The sequence below is a fragment of the Hymenobacter nivis genome, from assembly GCF_003149515.1.
Taxonomy (GTDB): Bacteria; Bacteroidota; Bacteroidia; order Cytophagales; family Hymenobacteraceae; genus Hymenobacter; species Hymenobacter nivis.
Map to the genome: position 1 here is coordinate 4,841,011 of NZ_CP029145.1, position 18,030 is coordinate 4,859,040.

Annotated in this window: 9 protein-coding genes; 6 read left to right on the top strand and 3 right to left on the bottom strand. The window is 63.8% G+C overall.

What is annotated here, in order from left to right; translation table 11 throughout:
• Positions 1 to 152 precede the first annotated feature (152 nt).
• Both DDQ68_RS21495 and DDQ68_RS21500 read left to right on the top strand, forming a co-directional pair.
• Positions 153 to 1,733: an amino acid permease gene (locus DDQ68_RS21495; protein ID WP_109658131.1), complete on the top strand. Its 1,581-nt coding sequence runs from the start codon at positions 153 to 155 to the stop codon at positions 1,731 to 1,733.
• A 165-nt stretch (positions 1,734 to 1,898) separates the two neighbouring features.
• Positions 1,899 to 3,344 carry a glycosyl hydrolase family 79 C-terminal domain-containing protein gene (locus DDQ68_RS21500; RefSeq protein WP_109658132.1) on the top strand — a complete coding sequence of 482 codons (1,446 nt, stop codon included), beginning with the start codon at positions 1,899 to 1,901 and terminating at the stop codon, positions 3,342 to 3,344.
• 8 nt (positions 3,345 to 3,352) lie between these two features.
• Here DDQ68_RS21500 and DDQ68_RS21505 read toward each other — a convergent pair whose 3' ends face one another.
• Complete coding sequence (locus DDQ68_RS21505; protein ID WP_109658133.1) at positions 3,353 to 3,559, bottom strand: hypervirulence associated TUDOR domain-containing protein; 207 nt, start codon at positions 3,557 to 3,559, stop codon at positions 3,353 to 3,355.
• Positions 3,560 to 3,715: 156 nt separating this feature from the next.
• Between DDQ68_RS21505 and DDQ68_RS21510 the strand changes: the two genes are divergently transcribed.
• The 4 genes from DDQ68_RS21510 to DDQ68_RS21525 all read left to right on the top strand — a co-directional run bounded on the left by DDQ68_RS21510 (position 3,716) and on the right by DDQ68_RS21525 (position 14,162).
• The gene (locus tag DDQ68_RS21510; protein ID WP_109658134.1) at positions 3,716 to 6,823 is read left to right on the top strand and encodes an amidohydrolase family protein; all 3,108 of its coding nucleotides are present in this window, start codon (positions 3,716 to 3,718) and stop codon (positions 6,821 to 6,823) included.
• Positions 6,824 to 6,956: 133 nt separating this feature from the next.
• Positions 6,957 to 8,261 (top strand): amidohydrolase family protein, encoded by a 1,305-nt coding sequence (locus tag DDQ68_RS21515; RefSeq protein WP_109658135.1) that lies wholly within the window; start codon positions 6,957 to 6,959, stop codon positions 8,259 to 8,261.
• A 437-nt stretch (positions 8,262 to 8,698) separates the two neighbouring features.
• Positions 8,699 to 10,726 (top strand): RICIN domain-containing protein, encoded by a 2,028-nt coding sequence (locus tag DDQ68_RS21520; protein ID WP_162550319.1) that lies wholly within the window; start codon positions 8,699 to 8,701, stop codon positions 10,724 to 10,726.
• Positions 10,727 to 11,444: 718 nt separating this feature from the next.
• The gene (locus DDQ68_RS21525; protein WP_109658137.1) at positions 11,445 to 14,162 is read left to right on the top strand and encodes an RICIN domain-containing protein; all 2,718 of its coding nucleotides are present in this window, start codon (positions 11,445 to 11,447) and stop codon (positions 14,160 to 14,162) included.
• A 99-nt stretch (positions 14,163 to 14,261) separates the two neighbouring features.
• Here the strand turns inward: DDQ68_RS21525 and DDQ68_RS21530 are convergent, their stop codons facing one another.
• Together DDQ68_RS21530 and DDQ68_RS21535 are read right to left on the bottom strand one after the other, a co-directional pair.
• Entirely contained in the window at positions 14,262 to 16,328 is a 2,067-nt protein-coding gene (locus DDQ68_RS21530; protein ID WP_109658138.1) for an OmpA family protein, read from the bottom strand.
• A 209-nt stretch (positions 16,329 to 16,537) separates the two neighbouring features.
• The gene (locus DDQ68_RS21535; RefSeq protein ID WP_109658139.1) at positions 16,538 to 17,638 is read right to left on the bottom strand and encodes a tetratricopeptide repeat protein; all 1,101 of its coding nucleotides are present in this window, start codon (positions 17,636 to 17,638) and stop codon (positions 16,538 to 16,540) included.
• Positions 17,639 to 18,030: the final 392 nt, after the last annotated feature.

The following is an 18,030-nucleotide window of genomic DNA, read 5'->3' on the forward strand; positions in this document are numbered from 1 at the left end:
GCCCGGTTTAAGCGGCTTCGTCCAACGCTTTGCAAGCAGGGTGCCAGAAATTGGGCCGGGGCCCAAAAAAGCTGCCTATATTTCGGACCCTGGGCTGCGGCGCGGGCAATTGCGGCTTCTCCCTTCCCTCAACTTTCTCTTTTTTTTAAAATATGGCTAGTATTTTTGCCAAAAAACCCCTGGCGGTGCTGCTGGGTGAAGCCAACTCTACCGGGCACGGGGCTCTGAAGCGCACGCTGGGCGCTGGCAACCTCGTGGCCCTGGGCGTGGGCGCTATCATCGGGGCGGGCCTGTTTGTGCGCACCGCCGCCGCCGCCGCGCAGGCCGCAGGGCCGGGCATCACGCTGGCCTTCATCCTGGCGGCCTTTGGGTGCGTGTTTGCGGGCCTGTGCTACGCCGAGTTTGCGGCCATGATTCCGATTGCCGGCTCGGCCTACACCTACGCCTACACCACTATGGGCGAGTTTGTGGCCTGGGTTATCGGCTGGGCCCTCATCATGGAGTACGCCCTGGGCGCGGCCACCGTCAGCATTGCTTGGAGCGAGTACCTGAACAAGCTCTTGGAGGTCTTCGGCACCAGTGTGCCATACAATCTAAGCCACTCGCCCTTCGAGCACGCCATGGTGAACGGCGTGGCGCAGCACGGCCTCATCAACCTGCCCGCGCTGCTCGTCATCGTAGCCCTGAGCCTGCTGCTGGTGAAAGGCACCCAGGAGTCGGCGCTGTTCAACGCCGTGGTGGTGGTGCTGAAAGTACTGATCGTCATTGTATTCATTGCCATCGGCTGGCAGTTCATCAATCCGGCCAACCACACGCCTTACCTCATTCCGGCCGACGCCGTGGTGAAAAACTCGGCTGGCGAAGTGGTGCGCACCTACGAAGGCTTCTTTAAGCATGGCCTGGGCGGCATCATCGGGGGCGCGGGCATCGTGTTCTTCGCCTTCATCGGTTTCGACGCCGTGAGCACGGCTGCGCAGGAAGCCAAAAACCCCAAGCGCGACATGCCCATTGGCATTCTGGGCTCACTGGCCATTTGCACAGTGCTCTACATCTTGTTCGGGCACGTGCTGACGGGCGTGGCCAGCTGGCGCGAATTTGCCGACCCGGCCCTGGGCGGCGAGGCCTCGGTGGCCTACGCCATCCGGGCCCACATGCCCGGCTATAGCTGGCTGGCCACGGCCGTGACGGTGGGCATTCTGCTCGGCTTCACGTCGGTTATCCTGGTGATGCTCATGGGCCAGAGCCGTGTGTTCTTCTCGATGGCCAAGGACGGGCTGATGCCTAAGGCCTTCTCCGAGCTGCACCCCCGGTTCAACACGCCCTACAAATCCAACCTGATGCTGATGGTGTTCGTGGGCCTGTTCGCGGCCTTCGTGCCCGGCTCGCTGGCCGGCGACCTCACCTCGTTCGGCACACTGCTGGCCTTCGTGCTCGTGAGCCTGGGCGTGTGGATCATGCGCAAGTCGGACCCCGAGCAGCCCCGGCCGTTCCGCGCGCCGCTCTCCGCGCCCAGCTTCCCGCTGGTGCCCATCATGGGGGCCCTGGTGTGCACGCTGCTGATTGTGGGCCTCGACCCCTTCACGCTGGAAGTGGCCCTGGCCTGGATGCTGGCGGGCTTTGTGGTGTACTTCCTCTACGGTAAGCGCAATTCCAAGCTCCAGCAGGGTATTGTGGTAGTGCCGGAGGAGATGGAGAAGGAAGCCTTCATCAAGCCCGACAAAGACAACTGGTAAGCCGGTCTACTGGCTTGCCCGCCTCCTAATTACTGCGCAAAGAGCGCCGGCCGGCTGGTCGGCGCTCTTTGCTTTTCGGGGGCTGACAGCGCCACCCCTGCACTTCACGGCGGCCACACGGGCCGCGGTGCAACTTGCGCAGGTTGACCCCTCGCCCCCAATGCCATGCGCTGGAAGTTTCTTGCCTTGCTGCTATTACTAAGCGCCGGCAGCCAAGGCTGCCAGAAAGAAGCCGCGTCCCCAGCCCCGCCGGTCCCGCCAGCGCCGGTGGCTTTGCCCGCCCTGCCCGCCGCCCAGGGCGCGCCCCTCACGCTGGCGCTGCACCCCGGCCAGCCCGGCCGGCCGCTGCCCGCCAATTTTGCCGGCCTGAGCTTCGAGATGGGGGCCATTACCAACCCGGCCTACTTCAACGCTGCCAACCCGGTCTTTGCCAACCTCATCAACGGCCTGGGGCCGGGGCTGCTGCGCATTGGGGGCAACAGCGTGGACCGCACCGCCTGGAGCGGCCAGGCGCGCCGGGCCACCACGCCCGCCGACTCCATCACCACGACCGACGTTGACCGCTTTGCCGCCTTCGTGCAGCAGCTGAGCATGCCGGTGCTGTTCGGGGTGAACCTCGCGGCCCGCGACATTCCGCGCGCCACGGCCGAAATCCGCTACGTGAGCCAGGCCCTGGGCCCCCGGCTGGTGGGCTGCGAAGTGGGCAACGAGCCTAATGACTACCATTCCAACGGCATCCGGACGGCGAGCTACACCCCCGGCGATTACGTGGCCGACTTCAACGCCTACTATGCGGCCATTCATCCGCTGCTGCCGGGCTTGGCCTTCAGCGGGCCCGCCACCGACCTTAGCGGCAACTGGGCCAGCACGTTCGCCGCCGGCACCGCGGGCAAGATTAACCTGCTGACCACCCACTTCTACGAGGCGGGGCCGGCCTCCAACCCTAGCATTACCATCGCCACCCTCATCGGCTTGCCCGCCCGCGACGCAGCCATGAGCACCACCACGAGCGCCCTGGCGCAGGCCGCCAACCTGCCCTACCGCGTGGCCGAAACTAACTCCATCTACGGCGGGGGCAAGGCGGGGGTGAGCAACACGCTGGCGGCCGGCCTGTGGGGCGCGCGCCTCATGTGGCAGCTGGCCGCCCACAACGCGGCGGGCGTCAACTTCCACGGCGGTGGCAACGGGGCCTACACCCCCATTGCGCTGGTAAACGGGCAGTTTGTAGCCCGGCCGCTCTACTACGGGATGCTGCTCTTCAAGGCCGGCAGCCAGGGCCGCTACGAGCCCGTGGACCTGAGCATTACTGCCCTCAACGTGCAAGCCTTCGCCAGCCTGGGAGCCGACGGCAGCCAGACAGTTACGGTATTTAACTTCGAAAGCGCCACGCCGGTTAGCCTGACGGTGGCGGCGGGCCAGGCGGTGAGCGCCGTGGCGATGCAGCGCCTCACCGGGGCCGGCCTCGACGCCACCGACGGCATTACCCTGGGCGGCCAGGCCGTGGCGGCCGATGGCACCTTTAGCCCCGCCAGCACCAGCTACGGCGCCAGCGGCAGCAGCTTCGTGGTGAACGTACCGGCCGCCAGCGCCGTGGTATTTACGTGCAAGTAGCCGGGCGGCTATGCGGCCTTCACCTCGCTTTGGAGCTTGAGCACTTTGTCGCCGTTTTCCTGCACGATGACCAGGGCCGGGTCGTCGGGCGAGCCGTTGCGGTGGATTTCGCTGCCTTTAATGGTGCGCTTGATGGGCTCTTTGTGCATCGATTCGATTTTGCCGGTGGCCGTGCCGGTGCCGTATTTCCAGGATACTTGGGTGCCTTTGCGCATGGGGAAGGAGGGAAGGAGGAGACAATTAGATGATTACTTACTGCCAATGCGGCCCAGCCGTTGCAACCCGGGGCCCCGGACGGTTACTTTTAGACCGGGCCCGGGCGCGCTCCGGGCCCCGGGGCCCCCGCCGGGCGTTTCCTTCTTTCGCACTGCATGAAAAAAACCACTACTTCCTTGCCCTTGCTGGCCGGGCTGCTGCTGGCCGGCGGCACGGCCCTGGCCCAGCCCAGCACCTACCCGCGCAACGGCGTGTACGACCAGCGCCCCGGCCTGTACGCCTTCACCCACGCCACGCTCTACGCCGACTACCAAACCCGCCTGGAGGATGCCACGCTCGTCATCCGCGACGGTAAGATTGAGGCCTTGGGGGCGGGCTCAAAGGTGAAAATCCCGGCCGGCGCCGTGGTGCAGGACCTCAAGGGCAAGTTCGTGTACCCGGGCTTCGTGGACGTGTACACGGCCTACGGCGTGCCCGAAACTAAGGTCCCCGAGCGCCGCGGCCGCCGCGACGCGGGGCCCCAGTTCGACTCGCAAAAGCCCGGGGCCTACGACTGGAACCAGGCCGTACACCCCGAGGTAAATGCCGCCGACCTGTTCAAGGTGAACGCCGAAGCGGCCGCTGCCTACCGGGCCCTGGGCTTCGGAGCAGTGCTCACGCAGCAGGCCGACGGCATCATGCGCGGCACCGGGGCCCTGGTGAGCCTCAACACCGACCGCAAGGAGAACGAGGTGATTTTGCTGGACAAGGCCGCCTCGGCGCTCTCCTTCGATAAGGGCACCTCGACGCAGGACTACCCCGCCTCGCTGATGGGCAGCATCGCGCTGCTGCGCCAAACCTACCTCGATGCCGCCTGGAACAAGCGCAACCCGCGCCGCGAGCAAAACCTGTCGCTGCAAGCCCTGTCACAGCAAAAAAGCCTGCCCACCATCTTCCAGGTGCGGGATAAATTGTCGGCCATCCGAGCCGATAAAGTGGGCGACGAGGCCGGCGTGCAGTACATCATCAAGGGGCGCGGCGACGAGTACCAGCGCCTTGATGAGATGAAGGCCACGGGGGCCACCTTCGTGGTGCCGCTCGATTTCCCCGAGGCCTACAACGTGGAGGACGTGTACGACGCCCGCCGTATTCCGCTTGAAGACCTGAAGCACTGGGAGTTGGCCCCGGCCAACGCCGCCCGCCTGGCCCAGGCGGGCGTGCCCTTCGCCCTGACGGCGGCCGACCTCAAGGACAAGAAGAAGTTCCTGCCCAACCTGCGCAAAGCCGGCCAGTACGGCCTGAGCGAAACCGCCGCCCTGCGCGCCCTCACCGATACGCCCGCCCGGCTGCTGCGCGCCCAAGACCAGGTGGGGTCCCTGCGCCCGGGTTTGGTGGCTAACTTCGTAGTCTGCTCGGCCCACCTGCTGGCCGACGACAACGTGTTGCTCGACAACTGGGTACAGGGCGAGCGGTACCAGCTCAGCACCGTGCCGGCCGACTACCGCGGCGTGTACACGCTGCAAATTGGGCAGCAGCCCGAGGGCCGCTTCCTTATCCAGGGCAAGCCCGAAGCGCCCGAGCTGAAGGTGGTGCCCGCCGCCGGCGATACCATCCGCGGCACGCTGGCCGTGACCAGCGACCTGACCACCATCGTCTTCAACCCAAAGGATAAGATTGGCAAGGGCCAGAAGCCCAGCACCGCGCCTGGGGCCCCCGCGCCCGGCGAGGGCGCCACGCGCCTCAGCGGCTACTACACCCAGGAGGGGCGCACCTTCCAGGGCCAGGGGCTGCTAGCCGACGGCACGCCGGTGAAGTGGGTAGCCCGCCGCCAGGACGAGGCCACCCGCGCCGCCCGCCTCGACACGGCCCGGGCCAAGCCGGCGCCCGCGCTGGGGGCCCTCATGTACCCGTTTGCCGCCTACGGCCGCGCCGCGATGCCGGCCCAAACCGCCACGCTCATCAAAAACGCCACGGTTTGGACCAGCGACGCCGCCGGTAAGCTCGAAAATACCGATGTGCTGCTTGAAAATGGCAAAATCAGCCGCGTGGGCAAGAATTTGGCGCTGCCCAAAGGCGGCCGCAGCATCGACGGCACGGGCAAGCACCTGGCCCCGGGCATTATCGACGAGCATTCGCACCTGGCCATTTCGGAGGGCGTGAACGAGGGTACGCAGTCGGTGACGAGCGAGGTGCGGATTGGCGATGTAATTGACCCCGAAGACGTTGGCATTTACCGCGACTTGGCGGGCGGCGTGGTGGCGGCCCAGCTGCTGCACGGCTCGGCCAACCCCATCGGCGGGCAGTCGGCGCTGATAAAAATGCGCTGGGGGGCCCCGGCCGAGGCTATGAAAATCGCGGGGGGCCCGGGCTTCATCAAGTTTGCGCTGGGCGAAAACGTGAAGCAGAGCAACTGGGGCGAGCAGAACGTGTTGCGCTTCCCGCAAACCCGCATGGGCACCGAGCAGGTGTTCATAGACGCCTTCACCCGGGCCAAGGAATACGAGCGGGAAATGCTGGCCTACAACAAGTTATCCAAAAAAGCGCAGGCCACCGCCGACGCTCCGCGTCGCGACCTGGAAATGGACGCCCTCGTGGAGATTCTGCACGACACGCGCCACATCACCTGCCACAGCTACGTGCAGTCAGAAATCAACATGCTGATGAACGTGGCCGACCGCATGGGCTTCAAGGTCAATACGTTCACCCATATCCTGGAAGGCTACAAGGTGGCCGACAAGATGAAAGCCCGTGGCATCAACGCCAGCACGTTTTCGGACTGGTGGGCCTACAAAAACGAGGTGAAGGACGCCATTCCGTTCAACGCGGCTATCATGACGAAGGAGGGCCTGAACGTGGCCATCAACTCGGATGATGCCGAAATGAGCCGCCGCCTCAACCAGGAAGCCGCCAAGTCCATCAAGTACGGCGGCCTGAGCGAGGAGCAAGCCCTGCGCCTGGTAACCATCAACCCCGCCAAAATGCTGCACCTCGACCAGCACATGGGCTCCATTAAGGAAGGCAAGGACGCCGACGTGGTGCTCTGGACTGATAACCCGCTGAGTATTTACGCCAAAGTCGCCTACACCTTTGTGGATGGCCGCGAGCTGTTTAGCCTCGAAAGCGACCTGGCCCTGCGCGCCGACATCGCCCGCGAGCGGGAGCGCCTTGTGCAACGCATGCTGACCGAAAAGAAAGCCGGGGCCCCCACGCGCCCGCCCGTGGCCAAGGCCAACGGCGCCTGGCACTGCGACACGCTGGGCGAGGAGAAGGACCTGGCGGAGTAAGCTGTAGCGCGGGCTTTGTAGTCCGCGGCCCTCGCTTTGTCCTGCCGATAATCGTTCGGCGACCGTTCAACCGCGCGGACTCGCAGCGTCCACGCTACGGTTTGCCCACTTACATCTCTTAAAAATCAACGCCATGCGTTTCCAATTTACACTTCTTCTTGCCCTGGGGGCCCTACCAGCCCTGGCCCAGGTACCGGCCCCGGCGGGGCCCCAGGCTAAGCCGGTGCTCATCACCGGGGCCACGCTGCACGTGGGCAACGGCACGGTGGTGCCCAACGCCACGGTGGCCTTTGCCCAGGGCAAGCTGACTTATGCTGGTCCGGCTAGCGGCTTTACGGCCGATAAGGCCGGCTACGAAACCGTGGACGGCACCGGCCAGGACCTGTACCCGGGCCTGATTTTGCCTAATACCACGCTAGGCCTCACCGATGTAGAAGCCGTGCGCGCCACCGTGGATGAGCAGGAAGTGGGCATCCTCAACCCCAACGTGCGCAGCCTCATTGCCTACAATACCGACTCGGACGTGCTGCCGACGCTGCGCGTGAACGGCGTGCTGCTGGCCCAGCCCACGCCCCGCGGGGGCCTGCTGACCGGCCAGAGCAGCGTGGTGCAGCTCGACGCCTGGAACTGGCAGGACGCCGTGGTGCGCGCTGACGAAGGCCAGCACCTGAGCTGGCCCCAGCTCATCATCCGCACCAACCCGGCCGAGGACGCCACCGCCCTGGAGCGCCGCCAAAAAGCCCGCGAAACCCAGCTGCGTGACCTGGAGCAGCTGTTTGGCGAGGCGGCGGCCTACCGCCAGCTGCCCGCCAGCCGCCGCGAAAACCTGCGCCTGACGGCCCTGGCCGGCCTGTTCGACGGCAGCAAAACGCTGTACTTGCACGCCGACTACGGCAAGGAAATCATCGAGTCGGTGCGCTTCGCCAAGCGCTTGGGGGTGCAGAAGGTGGCCGTGGTGGGCGGGCGCGACGCCTGGATGGTACTCGATTTCCTCAAGCAAAACGACGTGGCCGTGGTGGTGAGCCGCCTGCACGCACTACCCCGCCGCGACGCTGACGACTACGACCAGCCCTACAAGCTGCCCGCCCAGCTACAAGCCGCCGGCATCCGCTACTGCCTCGATTACGAGGGCAGCCAGGAGGCCCCCGGCGGCCGCAACCTGGCCTTCGTCGCTGGCACGGCCGCCGCCTACGGCCTCACCAAAGAGCAGGCCCTCACGGCCATTACCCTGGCCCCGGCCCAGCTCATGGGCATCGACAAGGCCTATGGCTCGCTCGAAACCGGTAAGAGCGCCACGCTCGTGCTCAGCAAAGGCGACCTGCTCGACATGCGCACCAACAACGTCACCTACGCCTTCATCGACGGCCGCCGCATCAGCCTCGAAACCAAGCAAACCGCCCTCAACCGCAAGTTTTTAACCAAGTACGGTTTGAACTAAGCAGTCGCTTGAGTTAGAAAAGGGTATTCCAAGCGGTCATGCTCATCGGGCATCCGCGCAGTCGAAGCCGCTATCCCGCGGCAGTAATCAATTGATTTATAGTCGTCGCGAAGTGGGTTTGCGAAAGAGGTAGGGTGCGGGGCTTGCCCCCGCCCGTCGTTCGCGCCGTTTCCACGATTCTGTTCAACGACGGGCGGGGGCAAGCCCCGCACCCTACTGCACAACGAGTATAGTCAGCGGGAGCGAGGCGTCGACTGCGCGGACGCTCAATGAGCAGGACCGTTTTTATTAACTGAAACAGCTTCTGAGTATCGGCTTTTCTTCAAATAAAACAGTTTCAGCAGCGCTAAATGCAGCCAAGCGGGCGTTTCGGTCGTTCATAGCGTCTTTTGCGCTTACTTTAACTAATGCGTGCGGCCCGGCCGTGCGCTCCCGCCATGCTTCGTTTGCTGCCGTTGCTGCTGTTGTTTTGTTCGCTGGGGGCCCTGGCCCAGGGCTCCTTCCAACCCGACGAGCGGGCCTACTACGGCCTGATTGACCGGGGCAGTGGTCGCTGCCTCGACGTGGTGGGCGCCGGCACCAACGCCGGCGACGCGGCCGTGCAGTGGGAATTCACGCATTCCAACAGCCAGCAGTGGCGCTTTGTGCCGGTGGCGGCGGGCAGCGAATACTTCCGCATCGAGGCCAAGCACAGTACCTTGTGCCTGACGGTGCCCAAGCCCGGCGAGGCTGTGCCGCTGGTGCAGCAGCCGTTTCAGGGCGGGCTGGGGCAGCAGTGGCGGCTGGTGCCGGCGGGGCCCCTGGGTAGCTTTTTGTTTGAGAACCGGCTGGAAGGCCGCGTGGCCGGCCTGGCCGCCGCCGACAAGTTCAATGGCACGCCCATGCAGGCCCAGAAGGCCAACGGTCGGGCCAGCCAGCAGTGGCACCTGTTCCGGCTGCGCCTGAACGTGGCTACGGGCCCCGGCTTCGGGCCCCGCGAGCCGCTGACGGCGCTGAACTCGGCGGGCAACGAAATTGGCCCGGTGCTGGCCCCCGACGGGCAAACGCTGTACTTCGGCCGCACCAAATTTGTGGGCAACACCGAGGGCAACACTGACACCGGCGACGCCTGGGCCGCCCAAAGCCCCAACAAGGGTAAAACCTGGGGGCCCCCGCAGCGCCTCGACGCCCTGAATACGCCCCAGAACAACGGCGTGCTGGCCGTGGTGGGGGCCCAGGGCCAAACGCTGCTCGTGCGCGGCACCTACAACCGCGACGGTTTCCGCGACGAGGGCGTGAGCCGGGTGAGCCGCGCCGCCGCGGGCCCCCCCGGCGGCACGCTCAAAAACCTGCACTCGGAGGACGTGGACGTGGCCAACTACTACACCGCCGTACCCGCCACGGGCTTTTTCATGACGGCCGACGAGAAAATCCTGCTGCTTTCACTGGAGCGCGGCGACTCCGAAGGCGGCAACGATATTTACTTCAGCCGGCCCGCCGGCGCCGGCGGCTACTCGGCCCCCGAAAGCCTGGGCCCCGTGCTTAATTCGCCGGGCTTTGACTTCGCCCCGTGGCTCACGCCCGATGGCAAAACGTTGTACTTCAGCTCGTATGGCCACATGGGCTACGGCGGCGCAGACGTGTTCGTGAGCCAGCGCCTCGACGATTCGTGGACACGCTGGAGTGAGCCCCAGAACTTGGGCCCTGCCTTGAACGGCCCCGGCTTCGACGCCTACTTCAGCCTGGCCGCCGACGGCGAAACGGCCTATTTCGCTTCGTCGGCCACCGCCAACGCCTCGGCCGACTTGTTTCGCGCCGGCCGCGCCGCCCCCGATACCACTGCGGTGGCCGCCGGCCCGGCCCCGGTGTCGGAGGCCAACCGCGCTTTCGTGAGCGGGCGGGTGCTCGACGCCCGCAGCCGCCAGCCCGTGCCCGGGGCCACCGTGAAAGCCGTGCTGCTGCCTAACGCCCAGGGCGTGCAGTTCGAAGCCACGGCCCGCACCGACGCCGCGGGCAGCTTCGTGCTCTCGCTGCTGGCCGGGCGCTACCGGGTGGTCGGGGCTAGCGGCCTGCTTTCCAGCATCGATACGCTGGCTTTTGCGGGTAACGCGGGCCGCGACCTGCTGCTGCGTCCCGCCGCTGTGGGCGAAAAAGTGGACCTGCCCACCATCATCTTCGCCCAGGGCCAAGCGGTGTTGCTGGGCACTTCCTACACAGAGTTAAATCGCCTGGCCATTGCCTTACAAGCCGAATCTGGTATTAAAGTTCGCCTCGAAGGCCACACCGATAACGTGGGGCCCGCTGACAAAAACCAGCAGCTCTCCGAAGACCGGGTGGCCGAGGTGAAGCGCTACCTCGTGAAGCGTGGCGTGGACGAAAGCCGCATCAGCACCGCCGGCTACGGCGGCTCGCGCCCGCGCTTTGCCAACGACCGCGAAGAAACCCGCCGCCTCAACCGCCGTGTGGAACTCGTGATTGTGAAGTAAGCATCTGCTCACAAACAGCCAGCGTCCATTCCAGCCAGCGTCCATTCACTGAGTACGCTTATTGAGCGCGGAAAAGCCTTGGGTCAGCCCGGCACAGCACCGCGGTATTTTCCGAGTAGCTGCGGTTCCGCGCTGCTGAGGCCCGGGTGCGTTGGTGGGCACCGGGCCCGGGCTGCCCGCATATCCAAAAAGACAAAAACGGGTGCTTGTGGCAAATACCCTCCGTGCGCCGCGGTGCGTTGCGGGGGTGCTGCCACGGCCCGTTCCGGGTGCTCTGCGTAGGGGCGTGCTGGGTAAGTGCACTCCCATGCAGAAGCGGCGCCGTGGCTGCCAAGGGCTATGCGAATTAATAATTATTATAATATAATTATTTGAATTTAGTAGAGATAAAGCCTATATTTTTTACTACTTATTTGTTGCTAAAATCCATTATAGCTAGTGCGGGTGCTGGATGAGTGAATAAAAAATAGTGCAAAATATTGTCATAACGGATATCGATTTAAGAAGGGTAAAAGTATCAAAACGGCAGCGCTGCGCAAGAAAAAATCTCTTGCTAGAAGCAACCTATTGGCCTTTAATATATTCGTTGCTACAACTATAGGCGGGTATGTGGTCAGTACTATGACAGTGGATGGCTAAGTTTGTCCCAGCAATAGAAATCCTAGCCAATAAAAAAAGTTAAATAATTTTTGATTTCTAGAAACGTAAAGCTCTCATTATGGCAAAAATTTCCAACTATTCTCATTGGGCTGCCGCTATAGGATTATTTCTGGTAGCTGGTGTTGCTAAGGCTCAGTTTGTTTTGGGGTCATATTACCGGATCACGTCCCAGATAAGTGGCAAATCGTTGGACGTAAGTGGCGTTTCAATGCAGAACGGAGCTGTACTACATCAATGGGATTATGTGGGGGGAGCCAATCAGCAATGGCAACTGGTAGACGCCGGTGGCGGCTACTACAAGCTGATGGCCAGGCATAGCGGCCAGTGCCTGGACGTTGGCGGGGCTTCACAGCAGAACGGTGCGCCCTTGTTGCAGTGGCCCGACAACGGCCAAGACAACCAGCGGTGGCACATCGACGCCCTAGCTAACGGGGGATATACGCTCACGGCTAAGCATAGCGGCCTAATGATGCAAGTGGCGGGTGGCGGCCAGACCAACGGGGTGGCGGTGCAGCAAGGTACGGCCCAGGCGTGCGCCACAGCGGCCGCTGTTCAGGCCACAGGCGCAACGGGCTCGGTCCTCAACATTGCCCCAGTGGCAATGCCTGGCTCCGTCGCCGCGTTGACCACGGGCCGGTTGATTGCTTATCCCAACCCCGCCAACGATTTTGTAACGGTGCTGCTGCCCAGTGGGGACCGGCCCACCGACCCGTTGGCCATGTACGATGCCCTGGGCCGCTTAGTGCCCCACGCTGCCCTCGAAACAGACGGCCGTTTGGCCGTGGGCCAATTGCCGGGCGGTACGTATTCGCTGGCTGTAGGCCAGGGGGCACAGCAATTGCGCCAGCGCTTGCTGGTGGCGCACGAAGGAACCGCTGCTACCGGGCAAACAGCGCAACCAGTTGTGGCCCAATCCGCTCTGGTCGCTAAGGGAGCTGTTACGTACAGTCTGGCCGCGGCAACTTTAGCGGTGGGCAGTGCGTGCGCGCAGGGCTGGCAAATCGAGGAAGTAGGAGCGGCATTCAATGCCCCAGTTGTGCCCCCGGTTGCCAATGCGCCAATCAGTACTGGCACAGACTTGGCGACTTACCAGCAACTGGCCCGAAACTATTCGTCGGCTACCGGGATGAATTACCGCTACGGCTCGGCCAGCACGGTGAGCGACGGTAGCTTACCGACCCAATACAAGCCCAGCGACACATTCTACGACAACCAAGGCAACGGCAAGGGCTGGTACTTTCAGCTTGGCAACGTGGATTACTCCAAAAACGATTACAGCAGCAATATCGCTCAGGTTCTGCACGTGGCCGACAACAGCGCTGATGCGGGCGTGGATGCCATTCAGCAGATCCTGATGGGCGCTGGCATGTTTAGCGAGAAGCCCCAGCTGCCGTGGGTGTACTACGGCGGGGGCCACCCCGACCCTGAGGTGGGCCGCTACGCCACGGCCAATGGGGGGCCCCTGCGCCAGCCCACTGCCGTGGGCCACTCCTACGGGTTTGAAGCTTGGGCCTCCAACGACTTGGTGGCGTTCCAATCGGGTCTCATCGCGGCCTTCGGCACCAACACCAGCTCCGGCAACGTGTCGGTGAAGCTGCCAGCCAACAAAGTGCCCACGGCATTGGCCGTGACGAGCAACAACGAGTTTGCACTGGTAACGGTGTGGGACACCGATGCCCAAAAGGGCCAGGTAGCCGTACTGGCCCTGGGCACGGGCAACAGCTTCTGGACCGACTGGGCGGCCGTGTACCCGGGCTTGCGCAACCGCGGGCTGTTCACGTTCATCAAGCTGATGGGCTACGTAGACCTGCCCGCTGGCGTGACGCAGCCCACCGAAATCTCTGCTTCGACGGACTTCGCGGCTTCCTTGGACGCGTACCAGGGCTGGATGCGCTCGCCCGACGGCAACGACGGCCGTTACACGGAGGAGAAGCTCACGCTCACCAACGAAACCAATCGCCAGAGTTTCGTGAGTGGTACTAACCAAGGTCGCTATTCCAAAGCCGGGTTCGCCGTTGTTATCAGCAAGGCCGAAAAGAAAGCCGTATTCCTGGACCTGAAGCCTTTATTTGACCAGGTGCGGACGATGTACTTCACCACGGCCAGCAACTTCAACCAAACCCGCAACGTGGGCCAGCGGGACAACCAGTGGCCCTTCCCCTTCTCCGTGACGCCGTCGGCGGCCCCCGTAGTGGTGAAAACCGTGGATCTGGACCAGACCCCCACGGCGGTGCGCACCAGCGTGGCCCCGGGCGTAAATCAAGCCTACGTGGCCACCCAAGACGGCACCCTGCATCTGTTTAGCGTTGGCGGCTACGGCACGGCCAGCGGCGGCACGCCCTCGGCCATTGCCGAGGTGGGCAGCGTAGCCGTTGGGGCCAACCCCACCAGCATCGCCTACTGCAAAAACAAGTTCTACGCGACGCCTACTCTGGGCACCCAGCTCATCGTGGCGGTGCGGGGCGAGCGCGCCATTAAGTGGGTGAAGCTGACCGGCAACTCGGCCAGCGTGTTCAAAACCCTGCGCGACACGCGGTTGAAAGATCCGGTGTGGGTGGAAGACAACGACAACCACGGCACGCAGTCATCCATTATAACGGTGGCCGACTATGGCGGCAAGCAAGTATCCAACTACCGCTACGGGCCCATTATTTACTACACCAACGGCAACACTACGTTTGGGATGGGGGCCGATGGCCAAGCCGAGTTTGAGTTCGGCGGCAATTACATGGTGGCCGGCTACCCGTTCCAGCTGGCCGGTACCAACGTGCCGTAGGTGACTGACGGATAGTACACTGCTCCATAAAAGAACGGCCCGGCTTCGCAGATGCGAAGCCGGGCCGTTCTTTTTGCCGGTGCCTAGGGCCCCGGGGCCCTACTTGCCCGTCACTTTGAACTCGGTGCGGCGGTTGAGCTGGCGGCCGGCCTTGGTGGCGTTGAGGGCCACGGGGCGGGTGTCGCCGTAGCCAGCGGCGGCCAGGCGGGCGGCGGCCACACCGTGCTGGGTGAGGTAAGCCACCACGGCCTGGGCGCGGCGCTGGCTCAGGTCCTGGTTGGCGGCGGGTTTGCCCACGTTGTCGGTGTGGCCGGCCATTTCGAGCCGCAGGGTGGGCTGCTCAGCGAGCAGCTTCTGGAGGCGTTCCAGCTCGGCGGTGCTTTCGGGGCGCAGGATGGCCTTGCCAGTGTCGAAGAAGATGTTGTTCAGCACGATGACCACGCCCACCTCCAGCTTTTTCAGCGGCATGTCTTTGATGACTTCGGCGTAGGCGGCTTCGGTGGGTAGGTCGAAGTTTTCGGAGTGGAACAGGTAGCCGTCTTGCCGCACCACGATGCCGTAGTTGGTGCCCGAGGGCAGGCTCACGAGGTATTTGCCCGAGGTAGCGTTGCTATGGAAAGTGGCAATCACCTGGTTCAAATTATTGTCCACCAAGTCGATGACGGCTTCCAAAGGCTGGTGCGTGGCGTCATCCGTCACGGTGCCCTTGAGGATAGTGACGCGGGCCGTGGCCACCGCTACCGGCGGCGAGAGCAGGGTGCGGGCCACCGGGGCGAGGCGCGAGGCCAGCAGCTGGCTTTCCTCGCTGAGCACGGGGGCCTTCTCGGGGCCCAAAAACGTGACGCGGTAGATGTCCTTGCCGCCCTGCCCGCCCGGCCGGTCCGACGAATAATACCCATGCCGGCCCGAGGCCGAGGTCACGAAAAATACGTCGTCGTCGGGCGTATTGATGGGCCAGCCCAGGTTCTCGGGAGCACTCCACTGGCCGTCGGTCAGCGTCGATTTGAAGATGTCGTAGCCGCCCATCGAGTTGTGGCCCTCCGAGGAGAAGTACATCGTCCGGCCGTCGGGCATCATGAATACGCCCTCCTCGCCGTAGGGCGTGTTGATGGCGGCGCCCAGGTTTTCGGCGGGCCCCTTACCCTCCAACTCAATCTTGTAGATGTCGCGTCCGCCGCGCCCGCCCTCGGGCTTGTCGCTCACGAAGTATAGGTAGCGCCCGTCGGGCGAGTACGAGGCCGACGACTCGTGGTAGCGCGTGTTCACGCGGTTGCCCAGGTGCAGGGGCTTGCCCCAGGCCGCGCCCTTGAGGTTCGACTCGTTGAGGTCGCCGCCGTTTTCATCGGCGTATACCAGCAGGCGCTGGCCGTCGGGAGCCAGGGCCACGGTGGCGTCGTGGCCGTCAGTGTTCACCGGGGCCCCCAGGCTGGCAGCCGGGCGCCAGTGCTTGCCCTGCCAGGCGGTCTGGTAAATGTCCTCGTAGTAGCTGTCGCCGTCGGGGTCCTTTCTGGCGTTGGGGCCCCCGGGGCGGCGCGAGGTGAAGAGCAGCGTCGATTCGTCGGCTGATACTACGGGGCCATAGTCGGAAAAAGACGAGTTGATCTCCGGCCCAGCGTTGTCGACGAACACGCGCACGGGGTGCTGTTGCAACTCCTGGCCGTTGCGGCACTCGCGCAGGCGGCGTACCAGGTCGTCGGCCGTCACGGTCAGGGCCCCGTCGGCGGCGCGCTTGCCGCCGCCCATCGGCGTGGCGCGCTGGTATTCCTTAATAGCCTCGGCCCACTTGGCGTTCAGGTGCAGGGCGCGGGCCAGCAGGTAGTGGGTGCGCGAATCGTCGGCCGGGGCCAGGGCCTGGGCACGCTGCAAGTAGGAGAGGGCCAGGGTCTTGGTACCCGAATGCAGGTAGCAGTCACCAATTCTCGCGTTGAGCGCCGCGTTGTCGGGGTTGAGCCGCTGGGCTTGCAGGAAGTGGGGCAGGGCTGCGCCGTAGTTGGCCGGGTCGGTGGCATAGGCATCGTCGCCGGTCCGCAACTCACGCAGCGCATCTTTCAGTGCGTCCTTGTCGCCCCCAAATTTCCCCTTGGTGAACTCCACGCTCTGGGCGTGGGCGGCGGTGGCGGTCAAGCCGCTCAGCAGCAGCGCCGCCTGGGTAATAGCACGTATCATATAATAGAGCTGCTATTATTTGAAAATGAAAAGTTTATAATTTAGAACGTCATGCTGAGCGCAGTCAAAGCATCTCTACCGCAGCAGTAATTGGTTACTCAGCGGTAGAGATGCTTCGATTGCGCTCAGCATGACGTTTTTTTGTAAATATTTGATTTTGAACTGATAATAAGCCTGCTGGATAGCCTCTTTACAGCGGAAATCAACGGCTACTTGTCGGTCGGTACTTCGGCGGCGTCGCCTGGGCAGCCGGCGGCCGCAGCGTAGTCGTTGCCCACGGCCAGGCCCAGGGCGGCGGCTTGGTGCCAGTCCTGGCAGGCTTCGTCGGCTTGGCGCAGCATTTCGCGGGCGTGGCCGCGGTTGAGGTAAGCCTCGGCGTACTGGGGGCGGAGGCGCAGGGCCTCGGTAGCGTCGGCGTTGGCCTTGGCGTAGTGCTCCAGCTTCAGTTCGGCGGCGGCACGGTTGTTCCAGGCGTAGGCGTACTTGGCGTCGAGGGCGATGGCGTGGTCGTAGTCGGCCAGGGCCCCGGCGTAGTCCTTGTTCTCAAATCGGGCGTTGCCGCGGTTGGTGAAGGCCAGCGGGTTATCGGTTTTCTGGGCTAGGTAAGCGTCGTAGTCGGCCAGGGCCCCGGGCAGCTGGCCGGCGCGGCGCTCGGCAGCGGCGCGGTTCAGCAGGGCCGGCAGCAGGGTGGGCTGCAAGGCCAGGGCCTTGGTATAATCCTGCACGGCGGCGGGCCAGTTGGCCATCTCCAGGTTGGCGCTGGCGCGGTCGTGGTAAGCGTAGGCGTAGGTGGGGTCCGCCTTCACAGCCCCGTCAAAATCATCGCGGGCGGCCTGGTACTCGCCCTTCTCGAAGCGCAGCACGCCGCGGTTGTACCAGGCCGGGGCGTAGGCGGCGTTGGCTTGCAGCGCGGCGCCGTAGTCGGCCTCGGCCGCGGGGCCCTCGCCGGCCGCCTCGTGGGCCTGGGCCCGGCCGAAGTAGTGGGCGTAGGCCCCCGGCTCCAGCTTTAGGGCTTGGTCGTAGTCGGCCACGGCGGCGGGGTAATTCTTGAGGGCCAGGCGGGTAGCGGCGCGGTTGGCGTAGGCGGGCGCGAAGTTGGGCTTGGCCGTCAGGGCCTGGTTGAAGCTAGCCAGCGCCGCCGAATAGTTCTGGGCCGAGTAGTTGGCCAGGCCGGCATTGTAGGCTCTTTCGGCCAGTTGCCGGCCGGGCAGGGTGCTGGCGCGCACGCTGTCGACCTGGGCCCGGGCCGGCGCAGCGGCCAGCAGCGCCGCGCCGAGGCCCCAAGCGAGGAGGGTAGAAGTTCGTGGCATAAAAAGCAGGGGCTAAGTGGAAACGGACTGCTAACGTTGCTACGAAGGTAAGAGAGTTTTGCTAATTGCACATTTTAAACATTATTTGACTTATTGCAAGATTTTTAATGGTATTTAACGGATGCTGGTCTGTCAAGGGGGTAGGTGTTAGTAGTTCGTCTTTAGTGAAGCAATTGGGTCGTTCTGGTGTTCGCCTCACCCCCTGGCCCCCTCTCCGAAAAGGAGAGGGGGGATTAATTTTAGTGCTAAAAATTTAGTTTCCACAAGATTAAATCTATAAACTTGCCCCCGCTCCTTTTCGGAGAGAGGGCCAGGGGGTGAGGCGAACACCAGAACGATCTAACTGCATAACGTCAGGTCTTGAGTGAAGCCCTTGGCTGGCAATGGGTAAT

What these genes read in the sequence shown, in the direction of transcription:
- DDQ68_RS21535 (WP_109658139.1), bottom strand. Translation starts at nt 17,638, where the DNA reads ATGCCACGAACTTCTACCCTCCTCGCTTGGGGCCTCGGCGCGGCGCTG.
- DDQ68_RS21520 (WP_162550319.1), top strand. Translation starts at nt 8,699, where the DNA reads ATGCTTCGTTTGCTGCCGTTGCTGCTGTTGTTTTGTTCGCTGGGGGCC.
- DDQ68_RS21530 (WP_109658138.1), bottom strand. Translation starts at nt 16,328, where the DNA reads ATGATACGTGCTATTACCCAGGCGGCGCTGCTGCTGAGCGGCTTGACC.
- DDQ68_RS21510 (WP_109658134.1), top strand. Translation starts at nt 3,716, where the DNA reads ATGAAAAAAACCACTACTTCCTTGCCCTTGCTGGCCGGGCTGCTGCTG.
- DDQ68_RS21495 (WP_109658131.1), top strand. Translation starts at nt 153, where the DNA reads ATGGCTAGTATTTTTGCCAAAAAACCCCTGGCGGTGCTGCTGGGTGAA.
- DDQ68_RS21505 (WP_109658133.1), bottom strand. Translation starts at nt 3,559, where the DNA reads ATGCGCAAAGGCACCCAAGTATCCTGGAAATACGGCACCGGCACGGCC.
- DDQ68_RS21525 (WP_109658137.1), top strand. Translation starts at nt 11,445, where the DNA reads ATGGCAAAAATTTCCAACTATTCTCATTGGGCTGCCGCTATAGGATTA.
- DDQ68_RS21500 (WP_109658132.1), top strand. Translation starts at nt 1,899, where the DNA reads ATGCGCTGGAAGTTTCTTGCCTTGCTGCTATTACTAAGCGCCGGCAGC.
- DDQ68_RS21515 (WP_109658135.1), top strand. Translation starts at nt 6,957, where the DNA reads ATGCGTTTCCAATTTACACTTCTTCTTGCCCTGGGGGCCCTACCAGCC.